Origin of the sequence: Pediococcus pentosaceus ATCC 25745 (genome assembly GCF_000014505.1) — a bacterium.
Taxonomy (GTDB): domain Bacteria; phylum Bacillota; class Bacilli; order Lactobacillales; family Lactobacillaceae; genus Pediococcus; species Pediococcus pentosaceus.
Genome location: NC_008525.1, coordinates 142,574 through 158,772, shown reverse-complemented (window position 1 = coordinate 158,772; position 16,199 = coordinate 142,574). Strand labels below are relative to the sequence as shown.

The window sequence follows — 16,199 nt, the reverse complement described above, 5'->3', positions numbered from 1 at the left end:
ATGCTTGAAAATGTTGATTTGATTTCCGCTATTATTACACCATTTGACGATCAGTTAAAAATTAACTTTACTGCGTTAGAACGTTTAACTAATCATCTCATTGAAACCGGCAATACTGGTTTTATTATCGGGGGAACTACAGGTGAGACACCTACCTTAACTCACGCTGAAAAATTAGGTCTGTATACTCGCTTTGCTGAAATAGTCGCTGGACGAGTACCCATCATTGCTGGAACCGGATCAAATAATACCCAAGCTACCATTGACTTCACTAAAGAAGTTCGCCAAATTGACGGGATCATTGCCGCTCTAGTCGTTACCCCCTACTACAATAAGCCTAATCAACGCGGGATGGTAGCGCACTTTAAAACCGTCGCGCGCCAAGCTGACTTTCCGATTATGATGTATAACATTCCCGGACGAACCGGTGTTCAAATGGAAAATGCAACCATTGTTGAGCTTTCTCAAGAACCAAATATCATTGGAATTAAACAGTGTACAAATTTAAATGACATTGGTTTTTTAGTTGAAAACACCCCCAATGATTTTGCTGTATATACCGGAAATGATCCAGAAACTCTGGGTGCAGTCGCTTTAGGCGCAAATGGGGTTGCTTCGGTTGCAAGCCACATATATGGCTATCAGATACGAGCACTTTTAGATGCTGTGAAACACGGGGATCTATTAAAAGCCGGAAAATTACAGCGAGAATTAACACCCAAAATGGAAGCCCTCTTCTTATATCCGTCACCGGCACCAGTTAAAGCCGTTCTAAACGCTCAAAATTGGTCCGTTGGTAGTCCACGACTTCCTATCTTGCCATTAAATCAAAAAGAAAAGCTCAATTTAGCCCATCAGCTGGGGGTTAATCATCTTGCCGACGTGCAGTTGCATTACTAGGAAAGGAGCCATTATATGATAAATCAGGTTAAAACTGTTGTGATTGCTGGTTGTACAGGATCTATGGGTCAACAAACCGTTCAGTTAATCCAAAACTTACCGGGTTTCGAGTTAGTTGGTGGTTACGCACCACATGCCATCCCCCAAACATCTGATTATTTGGTCACTAATCAGCTAGCTGAACTTCCGCAAGCTGACATTTGGATTGATTTCACCGTCCCCTCCGTTGTTTTTCAAAATATTAAGTATGCAATTACCCATGGCTATCATCCGGTCGTTGGAACTAGTGGTCTTTCAACGTCCGAAATGCATGAGCTCCAAACTTTGGCAGCTACTAAAGAGTTGGGAGGATTAATTGCTCCTAATTTTGGATTATCAGCTGTCCTTTTAATTCAATTTGCTAAGCAGGCTGCTAAATATTTCCCAGAAGCTGAAGTGGTTGAAATGCATCATCAAGATAAACAAGATGCTCCATCTGGAACCGCTATTGCCACCGCCAAAGCCATCAGCGCATCTCGTACTCATGCTAACGACTATGATGAAATTGAAACTATCCCTGGTGCTCGAGGAGGTAAAGTTGATGGTGTTCCAATCCATTCAATTCGTTTACCGGGCTACGTTGCCCACGAACAAGTTCTCTTCGGTGGACCGGGTGAGGCTTTAACCATTCGTCAAGATTCATTTGACCGCCAATCTTTCATGTCTGGAGTTCGACTGGCTTGTCAAAAAGTGACCGATTTAAATACCTTAGTGGTTGGTCTAGAAAATATCTTAGATTAGGGGGCTTTATAAATGCCTGAACTCGATTCAGCTTTACAAAACCAAACTCGGCCGGCACTCTCAGCAATTAGTCGCTCTGCCATCCGGCAATTTGATCAACAAGTGTCTGATATCCCGGGAATTTTAAAGTTAACGTTGGGTGAGCCCGACTTAAACACGCCAGAACACGTTAAACAAGTTTTAATTAACGCAATCACTAATAATGCCTCCCACTACGCTCCGTCGGCCGGCTTACTGCGTTTGCGCCAAGCTGTTAGTAAATATCTACTGAACTCAACTAATATTCGGTACAACCCAGCGAGTGAAATCTTGATCACAATCGGAGCTACCGAAGCAATTTTTGCTACCATGCAAACCATTTTAAGTGTTGGCGACGAAGTGATTATTCCAACTCCAACCTTTCCTTTATACATGGCAATTGCAAAAGCAATTGATGCCACGGTGATTGAAATCGATACCTCAGATACTGATTTTGTACTCACAGCCGATGCTTTGAAACAAGCTTTACAAGCGCACCCGAACGCCAAAATGCTAGTCCTAAATTACCCAACTAATCCGACCGGCGCAACTTACTCTAAAAGCAAGCTAACAGAACTCGCCCAGGTGATTCAAAATTCGAAGCTATTCGTCCTAGCAGACGAAATTTACGGTGAACTCAGTTACGATAATAAGCACTATTCCATAGCCGAACTACTACCTTCTCGAACTATTCTTATTAATGGAATTTCTAAATCGTACGCTATGACTGGCTATCGGATTGGTTTCTTAGCTGCTCCGGCGACGCTCACCAGTAATATTTTAAAATTACATGGATTCATGGTTACCACCGCTCCCACTAGTATTATGGAGGGGGCGATCGAGGCTCTATTACATGGTCAAGACGATGTAGCCAAGATGTGCGAACAGTATCGGTTACGCCGTGACTACCTTGTAAAGGAACTTAATCAATTAAATTTTCAAGTTCGCTCGCCCGCTGGGACTTTTTATCTTTTTGCTAAAATTCCCATCAATTTGATCCAAAATTCGAACCAGTTGGCCTTGCAAATCGCCCATCAAGCTAAATTAGCCGTGATTCCTGGCAAAGTTTTCGGAGCTGGTGGTGAAGGTTATTTACGTTTCTCGTATGCAGCATCCATGTCCAACTTACACGAAGCCGTTCGACGGCTTACAAAATTTGTTCAGGAGGAAAAATAATATGTCAGCAATCACCGTTGCCATCCTAGGAGCCACTGGCGCCGTTGGAACCAGAATGATTGAGCAACTTGAACAGTCTAATATTGAAGTTCGTGATTTAAGACTACTCGCGTCGCCCCGTTCCGTCGGCAAAGTTCAAACTTTTCGCGGTCAAGAATATGAAGTATCCGCCGCAACTCCTGATTCATTTATCGGGGTGGACTTAGTTTTATCCTCAGCTGGTGGCTCAGTTTCTAAAAAATTAATTCCCCACGCTGTAAAAAACGGCGCGGTCTGTATCGACAACACTAGTGCCTTTCGTATGGATCCAGAAGTTCCCCTGGTTATTCCCGAGGTCAATTCTGATGATCTTGATTGGCATCACGGGATAATTGCTAATCCTAACTGTAGTACCATCCAAATGTTGGTAGCACTCGCCCCGCTTGATCGAAAATACGGTCTAAATCGGATTATTGTTTCAACCTATCAGGCTGCTTCTGGAGCTGGTCAATCGGCTTGGAGTGAACTATTAGAGGAAGCTCGCCAACATCTTGATGGGCAAGCTGAAATAGCTAAAATTTTGCCAGTTAGTGGCGCATCTCATCATTATCCTTTAGCATTTAATTTACTTCCTCAAATCGATGTTTTTGAAGATAACGGTTATACCCATGAAGAGTGGAAAATGATTCATGAATCCAAAAAAATTTTACGCCACGACTTGAATAATTCAGATTTAAAAGTGACGGCGACCTGTGTTCGGGTTCCTGTCCCCGTCGGGCATGGCGAATCCGTATACTTTGAATTAGAACAAAATCCATCGGTGCCAGAAATTCAGACCGTTTTGGACCAAGCTGATGGCATCGTTTTGCAAGATGATCCCCGCACTCAGCTTTATCCTCAACCCATCACCGCTGAAGGACACCAATCCACTTTCGTCGGACGAATCCGAGCTGACGCTGAAAATCCAGGAGGTTATAATCTCTGGGTTGTTTCTGATAATCTACTTAAAGGAGCGGCTTGGAATGCCGTCCAAATCGCCGAAACTTTAGTTCAAAGAGAATTACTGTAAATACCCTTACGTAACAAAAAAGTAGCATCCGACTTAATTTATAAGACGTTGCTACTTTTTGTCGTGCCACTGATTAAACCAACTTTGCTTAAAAGTGAAAGTCCTTATTTAACCCACACAAAATTTCCTCGTCCTTCTACAGTCCATCCCAATTAAAAATAATTGACTTTTTGCATTAAAGCACCACAATGTTAAATGTATTAATTTTTAAGAGATGAATTGGGGGGACGGATATGCAAAATAATGTATCCAAAGGATTAACGGTTAACAAAACCTTAATCCTAATTGCGCTGGGGATGTTCACGTTTATGTCAACATTAGATGGGTCAATCGTTAACATTGCGATGCCCATTATGTCTAAGGAGTTATCTGTTACAGCAAGTCAGATTGAATGGGTCGTATCCATCTACCTGATTATAATTAGTTCTTTACTCATGTTTTTTGGTCGCCTAGGAGATGTGGTCGGTAAGACCCGCATTTTTAAAATTGGCACGGCAATTTTTATTATTGGTTCATTAATCGCTGGAATCAATCTTGGGTTACCATTTTTGCTATTTGCTCGCGGTGTTCAGGCGGTTGGAGCAGCGATGACTATGTCAAATAGCTTTGGAATCACCACTAGTTCCTTTCCAATCAATCAGCGTGGGCGAGCGATGGGCTTCATCGGAACTTTCGTTGCTCTAGGATCAGTTGCTGGACCCGCCGTTGGAGGTTTAATTCTCAACTACTTACCTTGGAATTATATTTTCTGGATTAATGTTCCAATTGGAATAATTGCTATTTTATTGGGACTTAAAAGTTTGCCAAAAGATGTTCCTGTTTCGGCCAACGCGCCCCTCGACTGGTTAGGCACACTAGAATTTGTTGTTTTTATTGTAACTTTCTTCTTTGCTATTTTACGAGGGCAAGCAATTGGGTATACCCATCCAATCATCCTTGGAGCACTGTTGATTGCCGTGGTTTCAATTATCCTATTTATTCGTACCGAGAAACAACTTAAGCATCCTTTACTCGATTTTTCAATTTTTAAGTATTCGGATTTCACCTTCGGTTTGATTGCAGCATTACTCGTTTTCATCAATGGTTTCTTTTATAATGTTTTGATGCCTTACTATCTAGTTAATGCTCGTGGTTTATCCTCTGGACTTTCAGGAATCCTACTTTCAATCATTCCACTCACTATGGTAATTTTCGGACCGATTGGTGGCGTCTTAGCTGACAAATTTAATTCAACTAAAATTACCATTATCGGTGTTACGCTAGTATTGTTAGCCCAGTTTTTGATTATGGGCTTTCAGTTGGACACTCCGTTCTGGTACTTTATTTTTACTTCAATTGTTACCGGAATTGGGATTGGTATGTTTCAATCGCCGAATAACGCATCTGTAATGTCCGCCGTTCCAAGTAATCGACTAGGAATCGCTGGCAGTGTTAATGCGTTAGCTCGAAACCTAGGTATGATTTTAGGCGTTAGTATCTCTACATCATCGCTTTTCTTAGTAATGGGCGCCAAACTCGGTCGTAGTATTACTACTTATCCAACCGGCAACGATCAACTGTTTATCTTCGGAATGCATGTTGCTTTCATGATTTCCGCAGCTTTACTTGTCATTGCCGATTTGATTGTGATTCAACGCTGGTTCGTTTCCAAAAAGAAACATAAAAATTAATTGCCCTATGTAAAATATTTTATATGCTATATCAAAAAAGACGTCTCACAGTGGACGCCTTTTTTTGTATTAGATGTTACTCTTTTCCGAAGTTCTTTCTGACATCATTTCCGGCGATGATAAATGAACCACCCAATCAGGGCCAATAGGCTCGCTCCGACCATTAAAAAGTTTTTAATGATGGCCTGTTTTTCTTCGGCTAAGAAAACTGGGCGATCCTTTTGGATATATCCCGTTTTAATTGACTGCGTGTTACTTAACTTCTCCGTGCTGTTTTGCCATCCCTGTCCCGTTCCAACGCCCTTACTTTCTGGAACATATGTATTAATCCTTTGGGAGGTCAGGTTGGCCGCCGTTAAATCCCCTTGACTGTGATAATGCCGATGTTGATCTACGGAGGAAATTCGCGTTTGGTAGTCGATTACGTAGGTCTGCTTAATCTTTCCTAATCCAACCGTAAAACCCTTCGTCCCATTCGTCATGATTTTCACTTTAGGACAGGTTGCCGTTACCTCAAAATCTTTACCTTGGTCATCAAAGGCTACTCCCATGACTTCGATGGAACCCGTTAAAAGTTTTTGATGGTCTCCGATTAGTTCGGTACAATCGACCTGATTGAGATTTTGCTTAGCATAATTCACGCGCACTCGCCAATGTATCAACGTGGGGTCCTTCACATCGTACCAAGACCACTGGTATAAAGTCTCATTCGGATTCGGACCGCCATTCGGTTTTATCTTAATTTGAGCCGCCCGCCCAGCTCCCCAATTTAAAAGTTGCACTTGGTTTTGATCGACCTTAGAATAATTCCATTGCGTTCGGACACTAAGAGCACCTTTCACTCCACCTACATAATGCTCCACATATTCCGTTAATTTGACTTTAACTTTATTAGTTGGCTTCAAAACTTGCACTTTACCAATAATGTTACCTCGCCCATCAGTCACATCAAACTTAACATTACTAACTAACTTCAAACTGTCTGGCACTTTGAGAGTCATCGTATCTCCAGCTGTGACTCTTTTAGAAACTGGAATATTAAAATTCCAATGAATCTTCATGTTATCGTAAAGTCCAAAAGTAGTTTGCGCTTGATCTTTGCTATTTCTCAACTCAACATTAGTAATAAACTGTTCGCCCCAATCGGTTGCTGCTCGAACACTGAGTGGTTTACGATTGATGCCCCAAAACCATAGCACAGCCATCACCAATATCAGAAGCCCTTTTTTATTCATGAAAACCTCTCCCAATCTCGCTTCCATTCTATTTATGATTTATAAATGTTAAAAGGAATCTTTTATTGCCAATTTGGATCTTGGTGTTTTTCAGACCAAATGCATCTAATAATCGTCCCCACAGCAAGAATTGCGAAAAAAATCGAGAGCGTTGCTAATAGGTGATACATGAACCCCCAACTTAAGCTTACAAAAGCTACACCACTTCTTTGAATATTTGAATACATAACTTTTTCGTCCCCCTATTGAATTAAATCATTAATCTAGATGATTCCACGTACCCGCTGACCCGCTTAACAGCTGAACCAGCGCCCCAAGGTACGCAATTTGTAAAAATAAACTATAAATTAATTCTGGAAAAATCATTAATGCAAATATCTTTGCCTGCCGGTCTTGGTTCCAAATCGTAATCACCCGCTCGACTGCAAAAATCACTCCAATTAAAAACCAAAAGAAACTAAAAATAATCAAGTCTTGCACCATTAAGTAACCGGTGAAAACAATCAGTCCCATAAATGCTAGGACTGAAATAAGTAACATTAATTGTTGAAAAACGTATGGAAATAAAACGCGATCCCATTTTCGGCGAACCATTTGTTGGAGTGCTCCTAAATACCAGCGTCGCCGTTGTAAAAATAGTAGTCGCCAGTTGGGCATAATTTCCGTCGTGCAGTAACAAGAGATTGGGGAAATGATTCTGGCCCCCGCCTCTTTTAAATCAATCGTCAACGCAAAGTCCTCGGTAATCGAGTCTTCGTCGTAAAAACTACCTTTGCGAGCTTTAACTTTCTGAAACATCTCGGCACTTACCATCGAAGCGGTCCCGGTTAAAACAAAAACTTTTTTGCTCCGCTTAATCTGATTGGTGTAGCGGTACCACTCCAATTGCTGACAAAATTCAATCATCGAACTTCGATCCGCATCCCCGAAAAACACTGAACCGACCGCATCATAACCACCAGCATCAATCGCTATCTGGGCCCGTTCAATCCAATCATCCGCAATCACCGTGTCAGCATCACAAATGAAAATATATTGGTCGGGTAATTGCCAATCAACGTAATTTTCTAAGGCTTGATTTAATGCTCCTGCTTTACGATGCTGATTATCAACCGTTTCAAAAGCCACCGCTCCTGCCTGAATTGCTTTTTGATAAGTATCATCTGTACAGTGATCACACGCCACAATCACTTTTCGAACTTGTTGCTTTAACGCTTTAATCGTTGCTTCAATATTTGCACCTTCATTATGGGCAGGTACGATTGCCGTGACATCCATGTTTAACTTACCTTCTCCTTAATTAATACGTGTTTCCACCTAAATATGGAGTTTGATTGACCAATGAATAAATACTATTGGTCAGCTTCATCGTCGTTGTTTTACCTCTGCGATTTCCCAACAAAACGACGGCATTGCCGGCCTTTTTGTTGAAAATGATTGAAGGTTCATATCCCTGCAAGATGCCATGCCCGCGGTAATAAAGCTTATTGTGATAGACTCCACCGGCGTAAACACTATGTGGGACAGTTTTAAACAACTCCTTGACGGTCTTCATTGGTAAAATTTCGCCATTGACCAAGGCTGAAAAGTAACGGTAAAGGTCGCCGGCGGTCATAAAAAAACTCCCGGTACCAATCTCATTACGATAGACGTAGCGAGGATTGGCGAACGGTTGCCCATTTTTATGGTAGCTTACGGCTACTTGGGGATTCGAAAAATCCGGCATCACCATCACATTTACCTGATTTTTTAGATTGACTAACGTATTAAAACTAGCACTGTAACTTTGATGCGTTAGTTGCGTAATAATTCCCGCCAACAGATGAAAATTAATCGCATCATAATCCCATCCCTTACGCGGATCGACCACCACATGCTTAGCGTAATAGTTGGCCAATGCTTTTTCACTCAGTGTTTTTTCTGGATCACTCGCTGCTTCTAACCCCGAGGTCATGGTCAACATATTACGAATCGTGATATTTTTAGCGTTAGGAATGGACGGATAAAATTCAGCCAGTTTTGTAGCATAATCCAATTTTCCCTCTTGAATTAACTTCGCTACCATCACGGAAGTCATACTTTTTTCAATCGAGGCGATGTTATACAAAGTATCCACACCATTTTTTCGTGAAGCATTTTGTTGCCCATAGCCTTTATGCAACAAAACTTTATGATTCCGAATCACCAAGGCGGTGCCACTAAAATCATTGCTTTCTAAGGCGTAATTGATATTTTTAACTACCGTCTCTCTGGAACGGACGTTGTACCTCGTTGCCCAACGATCATTGAAGTACGTATCATGTACCATTTTTAAAACAAATATTACCTGCAAGGTTACTATCACCCAAAACCAAATCTTTTTCTTTGCGCCCATTTCTGCCTTCCATCAATAACTCATTCATCTACCATCGTGATAAAAAGAAGCTGTGATTCATCGGGCTGCGCACGAACATTCCTCAAAAATCGTACGTTTGACCTTTCTTCACAGCTTCCCGTCGTTCCTTATCCTACAAAAAGGATATTAGAATGATCCCCCCGTGTGCTAATCAAGGACTAGCACGTTTTTATAATATAATCCGTGTCTCTTATCGTAAAGGGGTTCTATGTTTCACGTTTTTCATCTAATTTTAAAATCATGAGAATGCACCTTAAAATTCAAAAAGACTTTTTAACAGTAAGTCCCGAGCGGACGCCGTTAAAAAGTCTTTGGTTAGCTATTAATTATTTTTTTATCATTTTGTTTAATTTTTACGATTAAATCACCTAGTTGTTCCCAATCCTCAGCTAAAGGTGGTGACTCCCAGATCATTTGCTCACAATCGACATCATAAAAACGTTGATCCGATAGAAATATATCCGTATCATCTTCCAGACGTTTAGAAATTTCGATATTAAGGGGCGCAAATTGTTGTAGCTGAGACGTGATGTACTTGGTAAAAACTTTTCCATTAGAAAAATCGACCGTAATCTTCACGACACTACTTACCAACTGAACCGGTAGATGTTCCAGCAAAATTAACATGTAAGTATAATATAGCTGGGTTAACGTATCTTTATCAAGCCTTAATTTACGTTGCTCGCCTACATACGCCAAAATTTGTTTCACCATCTCGTCAATTTCAGGATAAGTTTCACTGAAAAAGGGCACCTTAGTTGGATCTACAAACGTCTCACTGAAATAAAATGGCGAAAATACTTTGAGGTTGGTTTCCAGTAGTTCCTGTCGAATCTCTGCTAGTTGGCCGTCTACTTCTAACCCTTCAAAAATTTGGTGCAAAAAATCGAGCTGTTTTTCTACCAAAGTTTGAATTACTTTTAACGGCGGCTGATTCCCACACTTTTCAATTTCAAATGGCGCTAGTTCGTTGACCATAAAATAAATGTTCAGATACCAAGCTTCTTGGATTAAATCAGGCTCTTCCAACCCCCATAAATCTCTCAGTGGCTCTAAAAAATCCAACTTTTCCTTAGCGCAATCCTTATCGACAATCTTTTTAACCACGTTTCCCTGACGAATACGCTTAGTTTGGACAAACAAAAAATTCGTCAAGCGTTGCCGTTCTGTGTAGCTTAAATGCATTGATTTTAGCTCACTCAACTCGGTGATTAAAGTGTCCACCGGCTCTCCCAGCTCAATCGGCATCGCATCAATTCCATTGAAAAAATGATGAATCACGCTAAAAATAGTCTGTCGCACACTTTCTTCATTGCGATGGGTCTTGTTGAAGAATTCTTCCGACAGAATTTGCCTAATATAAATAATATTGCGATAATAGGTTGCTCGACTGATTCCGAATTGCTTTAGGAATTGAGCTTGGGTGCCGTAAATTCCCAATTGAGAATTTATAAAAATATTCAAACGAATTGACCTGGTCGCCATGTTTTCCAGAATGGTTTTCATTGAAGTTGTTGTTAGACCATAGATTAACAGGACTCCCTTGCCATCGTATTCCAAATCAATGTTTTCAATACGAAGTGCAGTAATCGTTGATTTTAATAAATCAAACGCGCCCAGCACCTGATGTCTACTAACTCCCAGCTCATCTTGAACATAGCCTATCGAAAGCCTCTTCTCAGAATCATGGATATACAGTTCGGCTAGTTGGAGGACCAACTGCTGCTCATCGTCCAATAATCGGTTAAACTTCTCGATCATATTATTAACTCCTTAAGGTGATTTGTTAACAATATTTTTAAAGGCATCAAAATATAGACTCTAAAAATATGTCTGGGGGTAAATCATCTTGGGAACAAAGCACTACACCAAATTATACAACAAGAGTAGAAAATGGCTAATTACCGTTGTGTTAAGTATCGTTATCGTTACCAATACATTTTTAGTTTCGACCACCGCTTGGGCGGCTAAAACACCTACTCCAAAACCAACCTCCCCATCTAATGCTGAATCCTATCAGGCGGACGCTAATTCAACGACCGTGGCTACGAGTTCTAGCACTACAACCACGGCATCTTCATCCGCTACTCAAAGTTCCAGTGCGACGGCTACTAATCCGCCATCTGCAGCACCCTATCACCATCATCACCACCATCACGCTACGGTTACCGTACGGTATGTGGATCAGACGGGGAAACTCTTAGCTACCGGGACTGCCGATTATCCATTCGGCCCTTTTGTAGGCCGGCCCTACACTACCCATCCTCAAAATATTAATAATTATCACTTTGTTCGCATGGGAGCTGGTAGCCTTCCTGCCACTGGTATTTTAAGCCATCATGGAGACAATGGTATAGTTACCTACGTATACGCTCCAGCATACCACTTGACCACCAAAACTATCAACGAATACGTTGAGTATGTGGATGAAGATGGTAAGGCTCTTGCCAATCCATATCGCGCTCAGCCCGTTACCTTTGCGACGGTAGCAGATGCGCTTCATCACACAACTGTTACTTATTTTTCAAGAACTAAAACAACTTTAACGCTCGATCAACAAGGCCGACCCGTGGACCAGCAGAATTGGACTAGGAGCAATCAAGCTACTTTAGCTGCCATCCCTAATCCAACCATCAAGGGTTATCACGTAGCTTCTAATAATGCGCCCCGTTCTAGCCATCAACAGGTTGATCAACAAACGATCGATGCTAATAGTTCCGATCTGCACTATACAGTTAGATACGAACGGGCTCATAAAAAAGCTACGGTAAAATTCATTGATGATCGCACTCATCAAGAGCTGCTTTCAAAAGAAGTTTCGGTCTACTATAATCAGGCCAATACGTATGATCCAACCCGTAAGATCAAGGAATATGAAAGTCAAGGATATACGTTAACTACTAATGATTTCCCCAAAAATGGCCTCGATTTTGATCAGATCAATGGTGATTCGGTGACCTACTATGTTCATCTGCGATCTAAAAAACCAGCTCAACCTAAGTCGGATGCCGTGCAACCTCTTGCACCCCAAAAACCTAGTAGTTCGCCCAAGACACCTGAAAAGGCCGATCCGATTCCTCAACCAGCACCTGTGGTTAAGCCGATTCAATCGCACCCAGTAACAGTAACCAAGTTACCGAGCGCCACGCCCACGGCAGTACCGCTGACCATGGAAGAAAAACGGGTCGTAATTCAAAAAAGGCTCCAACAGCACCGCTTGCCAACTGCGGTTCCGGCCGCACGCCCTCAAAAAACCGTGAAACCTGCAGCAAAGTCTCAGGCTCACATCGATTTTGAATACGTCGATCAACCTCGTGTTGCGCAAAAGCGCTGGATTAAGATTCCAAATTACCGGCACCGCTATTGGAAATTTCCAACATTTACGACAACTTTTGCCCTTTGGAATTCAGAACTTCAACCGCTATATCGTAAAACTGGCGATGACCTTCATCATACCCATCTAGGTTTAATTTTAAGAACCATGTCGGGTCGCATGCTGCTCGGTCAAAAATATTCTAAATAAGCACTTAAAAACTGTAAGAAAATCAATTCAGCTAGGTTCTGCTGCAATCATTTTCTTACAGTTTTTTGACCGCCTAGTCGCTTAATCCAACCACTTATCCCTTACCCATTTACCCGCTCTCTTTTTTATGATGTACTTAGTAGGAAAGGATGATCGACATTGAAAATGCGAGTTGAAATTGATCCAAATATTAAAGAGGGCGAAGTCATTATTCGAGCGCCCGAGTTTACTAAAAACATTACAGAAATTCAGGAATTAATAAAAAGACAAAATGCTACGCAAAAAGTTATGACCTTTTATTCCGGTTCCACTGAATTTTACCTAGAAGTTGGCGATATTTTATTCTTTGAGACCGAGGATCGACAAGTCCGTGCCCACACTGAAAATCAGCTTTATACAACGCATCAGCGACTATACGAGCTAGAGGAAAACCTTCCTATTGAGTTCATTCGTATCTCTAAATCTTGTATTGTCAATGTTAATAAAATCTTAGCGTTAACTAAATCATTGTCGAACTGCTTAGTCCAATTTCAAAACTCGCATAAACAAGTTTATGCATCTCGTCGGTACTATAAATCATTACAAGAACATTTAAAAAAGTTGAGGTAATTAATTATGAAAAAATCACAATGGTTTTGGGGCACATTATTCGTTTTAGCTGCGGCTGTTTTAGTAGCAACGCAGATGGGTTGGACGGCGTTCACCTTAAATCCGTTCTCCGTCGTCGCTTCTGTATTTTTAATTGCTGCACTGGTCGTCAGCCTCGTCCACTTGTCCATCGCTGGAACCATCTTTTCAATTGCATTTTTATTAATGCTATATGGTAAACCCCTTGGTATCAGTAGTCTCGTGCCATGGACCATTCTGTTAGCGGCCGTTCTTCTAACAATTGGTCTATCACTAATTTTTCATCCTTATCGCCGAAATTGGCAAAAGCATGCACTATGGAAAAATTTTCAGCATGGTTTTAATCATCACCCAGACTACGATTATACTGAAAGTACGCAGTCCGCTGATGATGACGTAATCAATATTGAAACTAGCATGAGTAGTGGTATTCATTATATTCAATCTCAAGATTTGAAAAGCATCAATGTAAATAACTACATGGGAACTACTAAGGTGTATTTTGATCAAGCCCATCTTGAGGATTCTGCCACTGCCAACATCAATTGCCAACTGGGAAACATCACACTATATCTCCCCCACGATTGGAATATCGTGACTGATATTAACTCTGTAATGTCTGGCATTGATGAACGGGGAATTCGCAATTCTGGTACAGGTCCAACCCTTTATATTAAAGGCAAACTTTACTTAAGTGGTGTTACTTTGCACTACGTCTAATTTAAATTAATGCCCACTTTGATTCCAAAATAGTCCGCTTGCTAATTGACAAAACGAACGTTTGTTCGTATAATTTACTTATCAAAAAGAGGTCGATTATATGGAAAAATTAAGCGGAATTATTACTAGTGAAATTAAAAGTATCAGTTACTCTCCCATTTTATTTCGGTTTACCCTGACGAATATGCAAGATCAGCACTACAACATGCTGATTCATACCCATGCTCTAAACTTTTTTCAACAAGCCAAGATGGGATCAGCTATTGAAGTATGGGCGGTCAAAAATAATCGCAATCAATACGTCATCCGACGTTTTAACGTCTTTGATTCGCATGTCTTAGTATAAATAGCTATCATAAAAACGCCATCCCTTCAGCAGGATGGCGTTTTTATTTACCTTCAGATTGGTTAATCCATCAAAAAATCCCCAGTGCTAGATTTTCACCTAACACTGGAGACTTCCAAAGGGGAAATAATATAAGGTTAAGTACATTAGGTCCCTAGGATGTGCCTGTGATATGGCCCTGCCAATGGTTCGCCGCCATTGAGAATCATCTTGCTTCTCGCCACTCAGGGTAAAGTTTTTTTACGGTTTTGGGAGTTGTCGTATAATGTTTGAACCATCCCCTGGTGGTTGTGATTCAGATGATTAGATATCGTCGATGTCACGGGCTTCATCGCCAATATCTTCTATAGCAAAGTTCACTACCAGCTACTCCAGCTCTGGGAGAGACGGTCTTCCTGCGACCGTAAAAAAGAGTGGAGTTGCCATCGTCAACCTTGCTACCCTTCGGTGAAATCGTCTTAATTCATTTACTCTGCGGATTGCTACTTAAAGCATCCGCGTTTGTTTTGTCCACTTGACCCCCCAGATTAAAATCGTAGCCGAGAATTTCACCGACGATCTTTTGACAATTTTCATTCGATTAAATGTTATAGTTTAAAGAACTTGCTTAGCCACTTTGCTAGTCCCTTAATCGTAATAGCTAATCGACCATTCAATTATCTACATTAGATCTTTCTCGCTTAATCCGTTTGGCCAGTTTGGACAATTTTGATATCCTGAGATTAGAAAAACAGCCATAAAATTAGAAAAATCTAACATTGGAACTTCAAGATTATTTTCAATAATCTTGAAGGGATTACTTTCTTTTAATAAGTGTATTATATTGGTTATCCTGATGTCTTTGCAAACAATACGCCTCCTTAAAAACCCTTATTTGTAGTATTCTAGCTGTTTTTGTACTTTTTATAGACAATCTTAAACTTTACAAACATATTGCTTGAATTAAGTTTAAAAATCCGACAAAATGCATTTTTGTAAGGAAGAAATTATCTTTAGGAAGGAGGAATTATGAGAATTGTTAAATTGGATCCTTCTTTATTAACATCTCAAGATCGATCATTTATTTTAAAATTTTCATTACTTGAACATGATCTTCTCCACTTCTTTGAAAATAAAGATTATGAACATGCCCACGAACATATTGACCAGTTTTTTAGAGACTGCGCACTTCAAGATTTATCTTCCGAGGTGGTGCTACAGTCTCTAATTGGTTTGGTAGGCGGCCTGACCAATATCAGTTTTTTTACCCATCTCAATATCGCACATTTCTTAGAACTCCGGCTCGCCTTCATCAAATTTTTAAGCTCCCAAAACCTAAAAATTGAAGATTTTCGTGATATTTTGTTTGATATTGTTCAGACATTTTTTTCATATAACGACGAACCCACCCGCAACGTCGATTTTTCTAAAGTGTCTAAACAGGTCGCCCTGACCGCTTACTATATCAATATGCATCGTTATGAACGCTTACGAATCGATCAGATTTTCGCAACCTTAAACCTGGACAAAAAATACACTCTGACTCGCTTTCGCGCAGAGTTAGGCTTTTCCGTGACCCAGTATATCCGTCACGTTAAAATGACCGAAGCAAAGAATCTGTTAATAAACACCTCAATGTCGATTGGTAAAATAGCTCAGATTCTTAAATTTTACGACACCGCAAATTTTTCAAGAGAATTTTTTAAAGAATATGCGGTATCACCCCGTAAATATCGTCAACTAAATCGTTTGGTATAGCGTTCATCTTCTCCCTTCCTAATT

General features: G+C 40.7%; 14 protein-coding genes. 10 read left to right on the top strand and 4 right to left on the bottom strand.

Features of this window, described 5'->3' with window-relative positions:
* From dapA to PEPE_RS00630, 5 genes are all read left to right on the top strand, one after another.
* Positions 1-900, top strand: coding sequence for a 4-hydroxy-tetrahydrodipicolinate synthase (dapA, locus tag PEPE_RS00650; RefSeq protein WP_011672864.1), 900 nt, complete (start codon positions 1-3; stop codon positions 898-900).
* 15 nt (positions 901-915) lie between these two features.
* Complete coding sequence (dapB, locus tag PEPE_RS00645) at positions 916-1,680, top strand: 4-hydroxy-tetrahydrodipicolinate reductase (protein WP_011672863.1); 765 nt, start codon at positions 916-918, stop codon at positions 1,678-1,680.
* 12 nt (positions 1,681-1,692) lie between these two features.
* Positions 1,693-2,874, top strand: coding sequence for an aminotransferase class I/II-fold pyridoxal phosphate-dependent enzyme (locus tag PEPE_RS00640; RefSeq protein ID WP_011672862.1), 1,182 nt, complete (start codon positions 1,693-1,695; stop codon positions 2,872-2,874).
* Position 2,875: 1 nt separating this feature from the next.
* Positions 2,876-3,922, top strand: a complete 1,047-nt coding sequence (locus PEPE_RS00635) for an aspartate-semialdehyde dehydrogenase (protein ID WP_011672861.1) — start codon at positions 2,876-2,878, stop codon at positions 3,920-3,922.
* 233 nt (positions 3,923-4,155) lie between these two features.
* Entirely contained in the window at positions 4,156-5,592 is a 1,437-nt protein-coding gene (locus tag PEPE_RS00630) for an MFS transporter (RefSeq protein WP_011672860.1), read from the top strand.
* Between the two features lie 104 nt (positions 5,593-5,696).
* Here PEPE_RS00630 and PEPE_RS00625 read toward each other — a convergent pair whose 3' ends face one another.
* From PEPE_RS00625 to PEPE_RS00610, 4 genes are all read right to left on the bottom strand, one after another.
* Entirely contained in the window at positions 5,697-6,827 is a 1,131-nt protein-coding gene (locus PEPE_RS00625; RefSeq protein WP_011672859.1) for a collagen binding domain-containing protein, read from the bottom strand.
* Between the two features lie 258 nt (positions 6,828-7,085).
* Entirely contained in the window at positions 7,086-8,105 is a 1,020-nt protein-coding gene (locus PEPE_RS00620) for a glycosyltransferase family 2 protein (protein ID WP_002834318.1), read from the bottom strand.
* A 22-nt stretch (positions 8,106-8,127) separates the two neighbouring features.
* Positions 8,128-9,201, bottom strand: a complete 1,074-nt coding sequence (locus PEPE_RS00615) for a serine hydrolase domain-containing protein (protein ID WP_011672858.1) — start codon at positions 9,199-9,201, stop codon at positions 8,128-8,130.
* A 336-nt stretch (positions 9,202-9,537) separates the two neighbouring features.
* On the bottom strand, positions 9,538-10,983 hold the full coding sequence (locus PEPE_RS00610; protein ID WP_011672857.1) for a hypothetical protein: 1,446 nt from the start codon (positions 10,981-10,983) through the stop codon (positions 9,538-9,540).
* An 88-nt stretch (positions 10,984-11,071) separates the two neighbouring features.
* Between PEPE_RS00610 and PEPE_RS00605 the strand changes: the two genes are divergently transcribed.
* From PEPE_RS00605 to PEPE_RS00585, 5 genes are all read left to right on the top strand, one after another.
* Positions 11,072-12,745 carry a MucBP domain-containing protein gene (locus PEPE_RS00605; RefSeq protein ID WP_011672856.1) on the top strand — a complete coding sequence of 558 codons (1,674 nt, stop codon included), beginning with the start codon at positions 11,072-11,074 and terminating at the stop codon, positions 12,743-12,745.
* 165 nt (positions 12,746-12,910) lie between these two features.
* Entirely contained in the window at positions 12,911-13,354 is a 444-nt protein-coding gene (locus PEPE_RS00600) for a LytTR family DNA-binding domain-containing protein (RefSeq protein WP_171030548.1), read from the top strand.
* 6 nt (positions 13,355-13,360) lie between these two features.
* Positions 13,361-14,092, top strand: a complete 732-nt coding sequence (locus PEPE_RS00595; protein WP_011672854.1) for a LiaF transmembrane domain-containing protein — start codon at positions 13,361-13,363, stop codon at positions 14,090-14,092.
* 100 nt (positions 14,093-14,192) lie between these two features.
* Positions 14,193-14,438 (top strand): hypothetical protein, encoded by a 246-nt coding sequence (locus PEPE_RS00590; protein WP_002834324.1) that lies wholly within the window; start codon positions 14,193-14,195, stop codon positions 14,436-14,438.
* A gap of 1,008 nt (positions 14,439-15,446) precedes the next feature.
* Complete coding sequence (locus PEPE_RS00585) at positions 15,447-16,175, top strand: helix-turn-helix transcriptional regulator (protein WP_011672853.1); 729 nt, start codon at positions 15,447-15,449, stop codon at positions 16,173-16,175.
* The last annotated feature ends 24 nt before the right edge of the window (positions 16,176-16,199 follow it).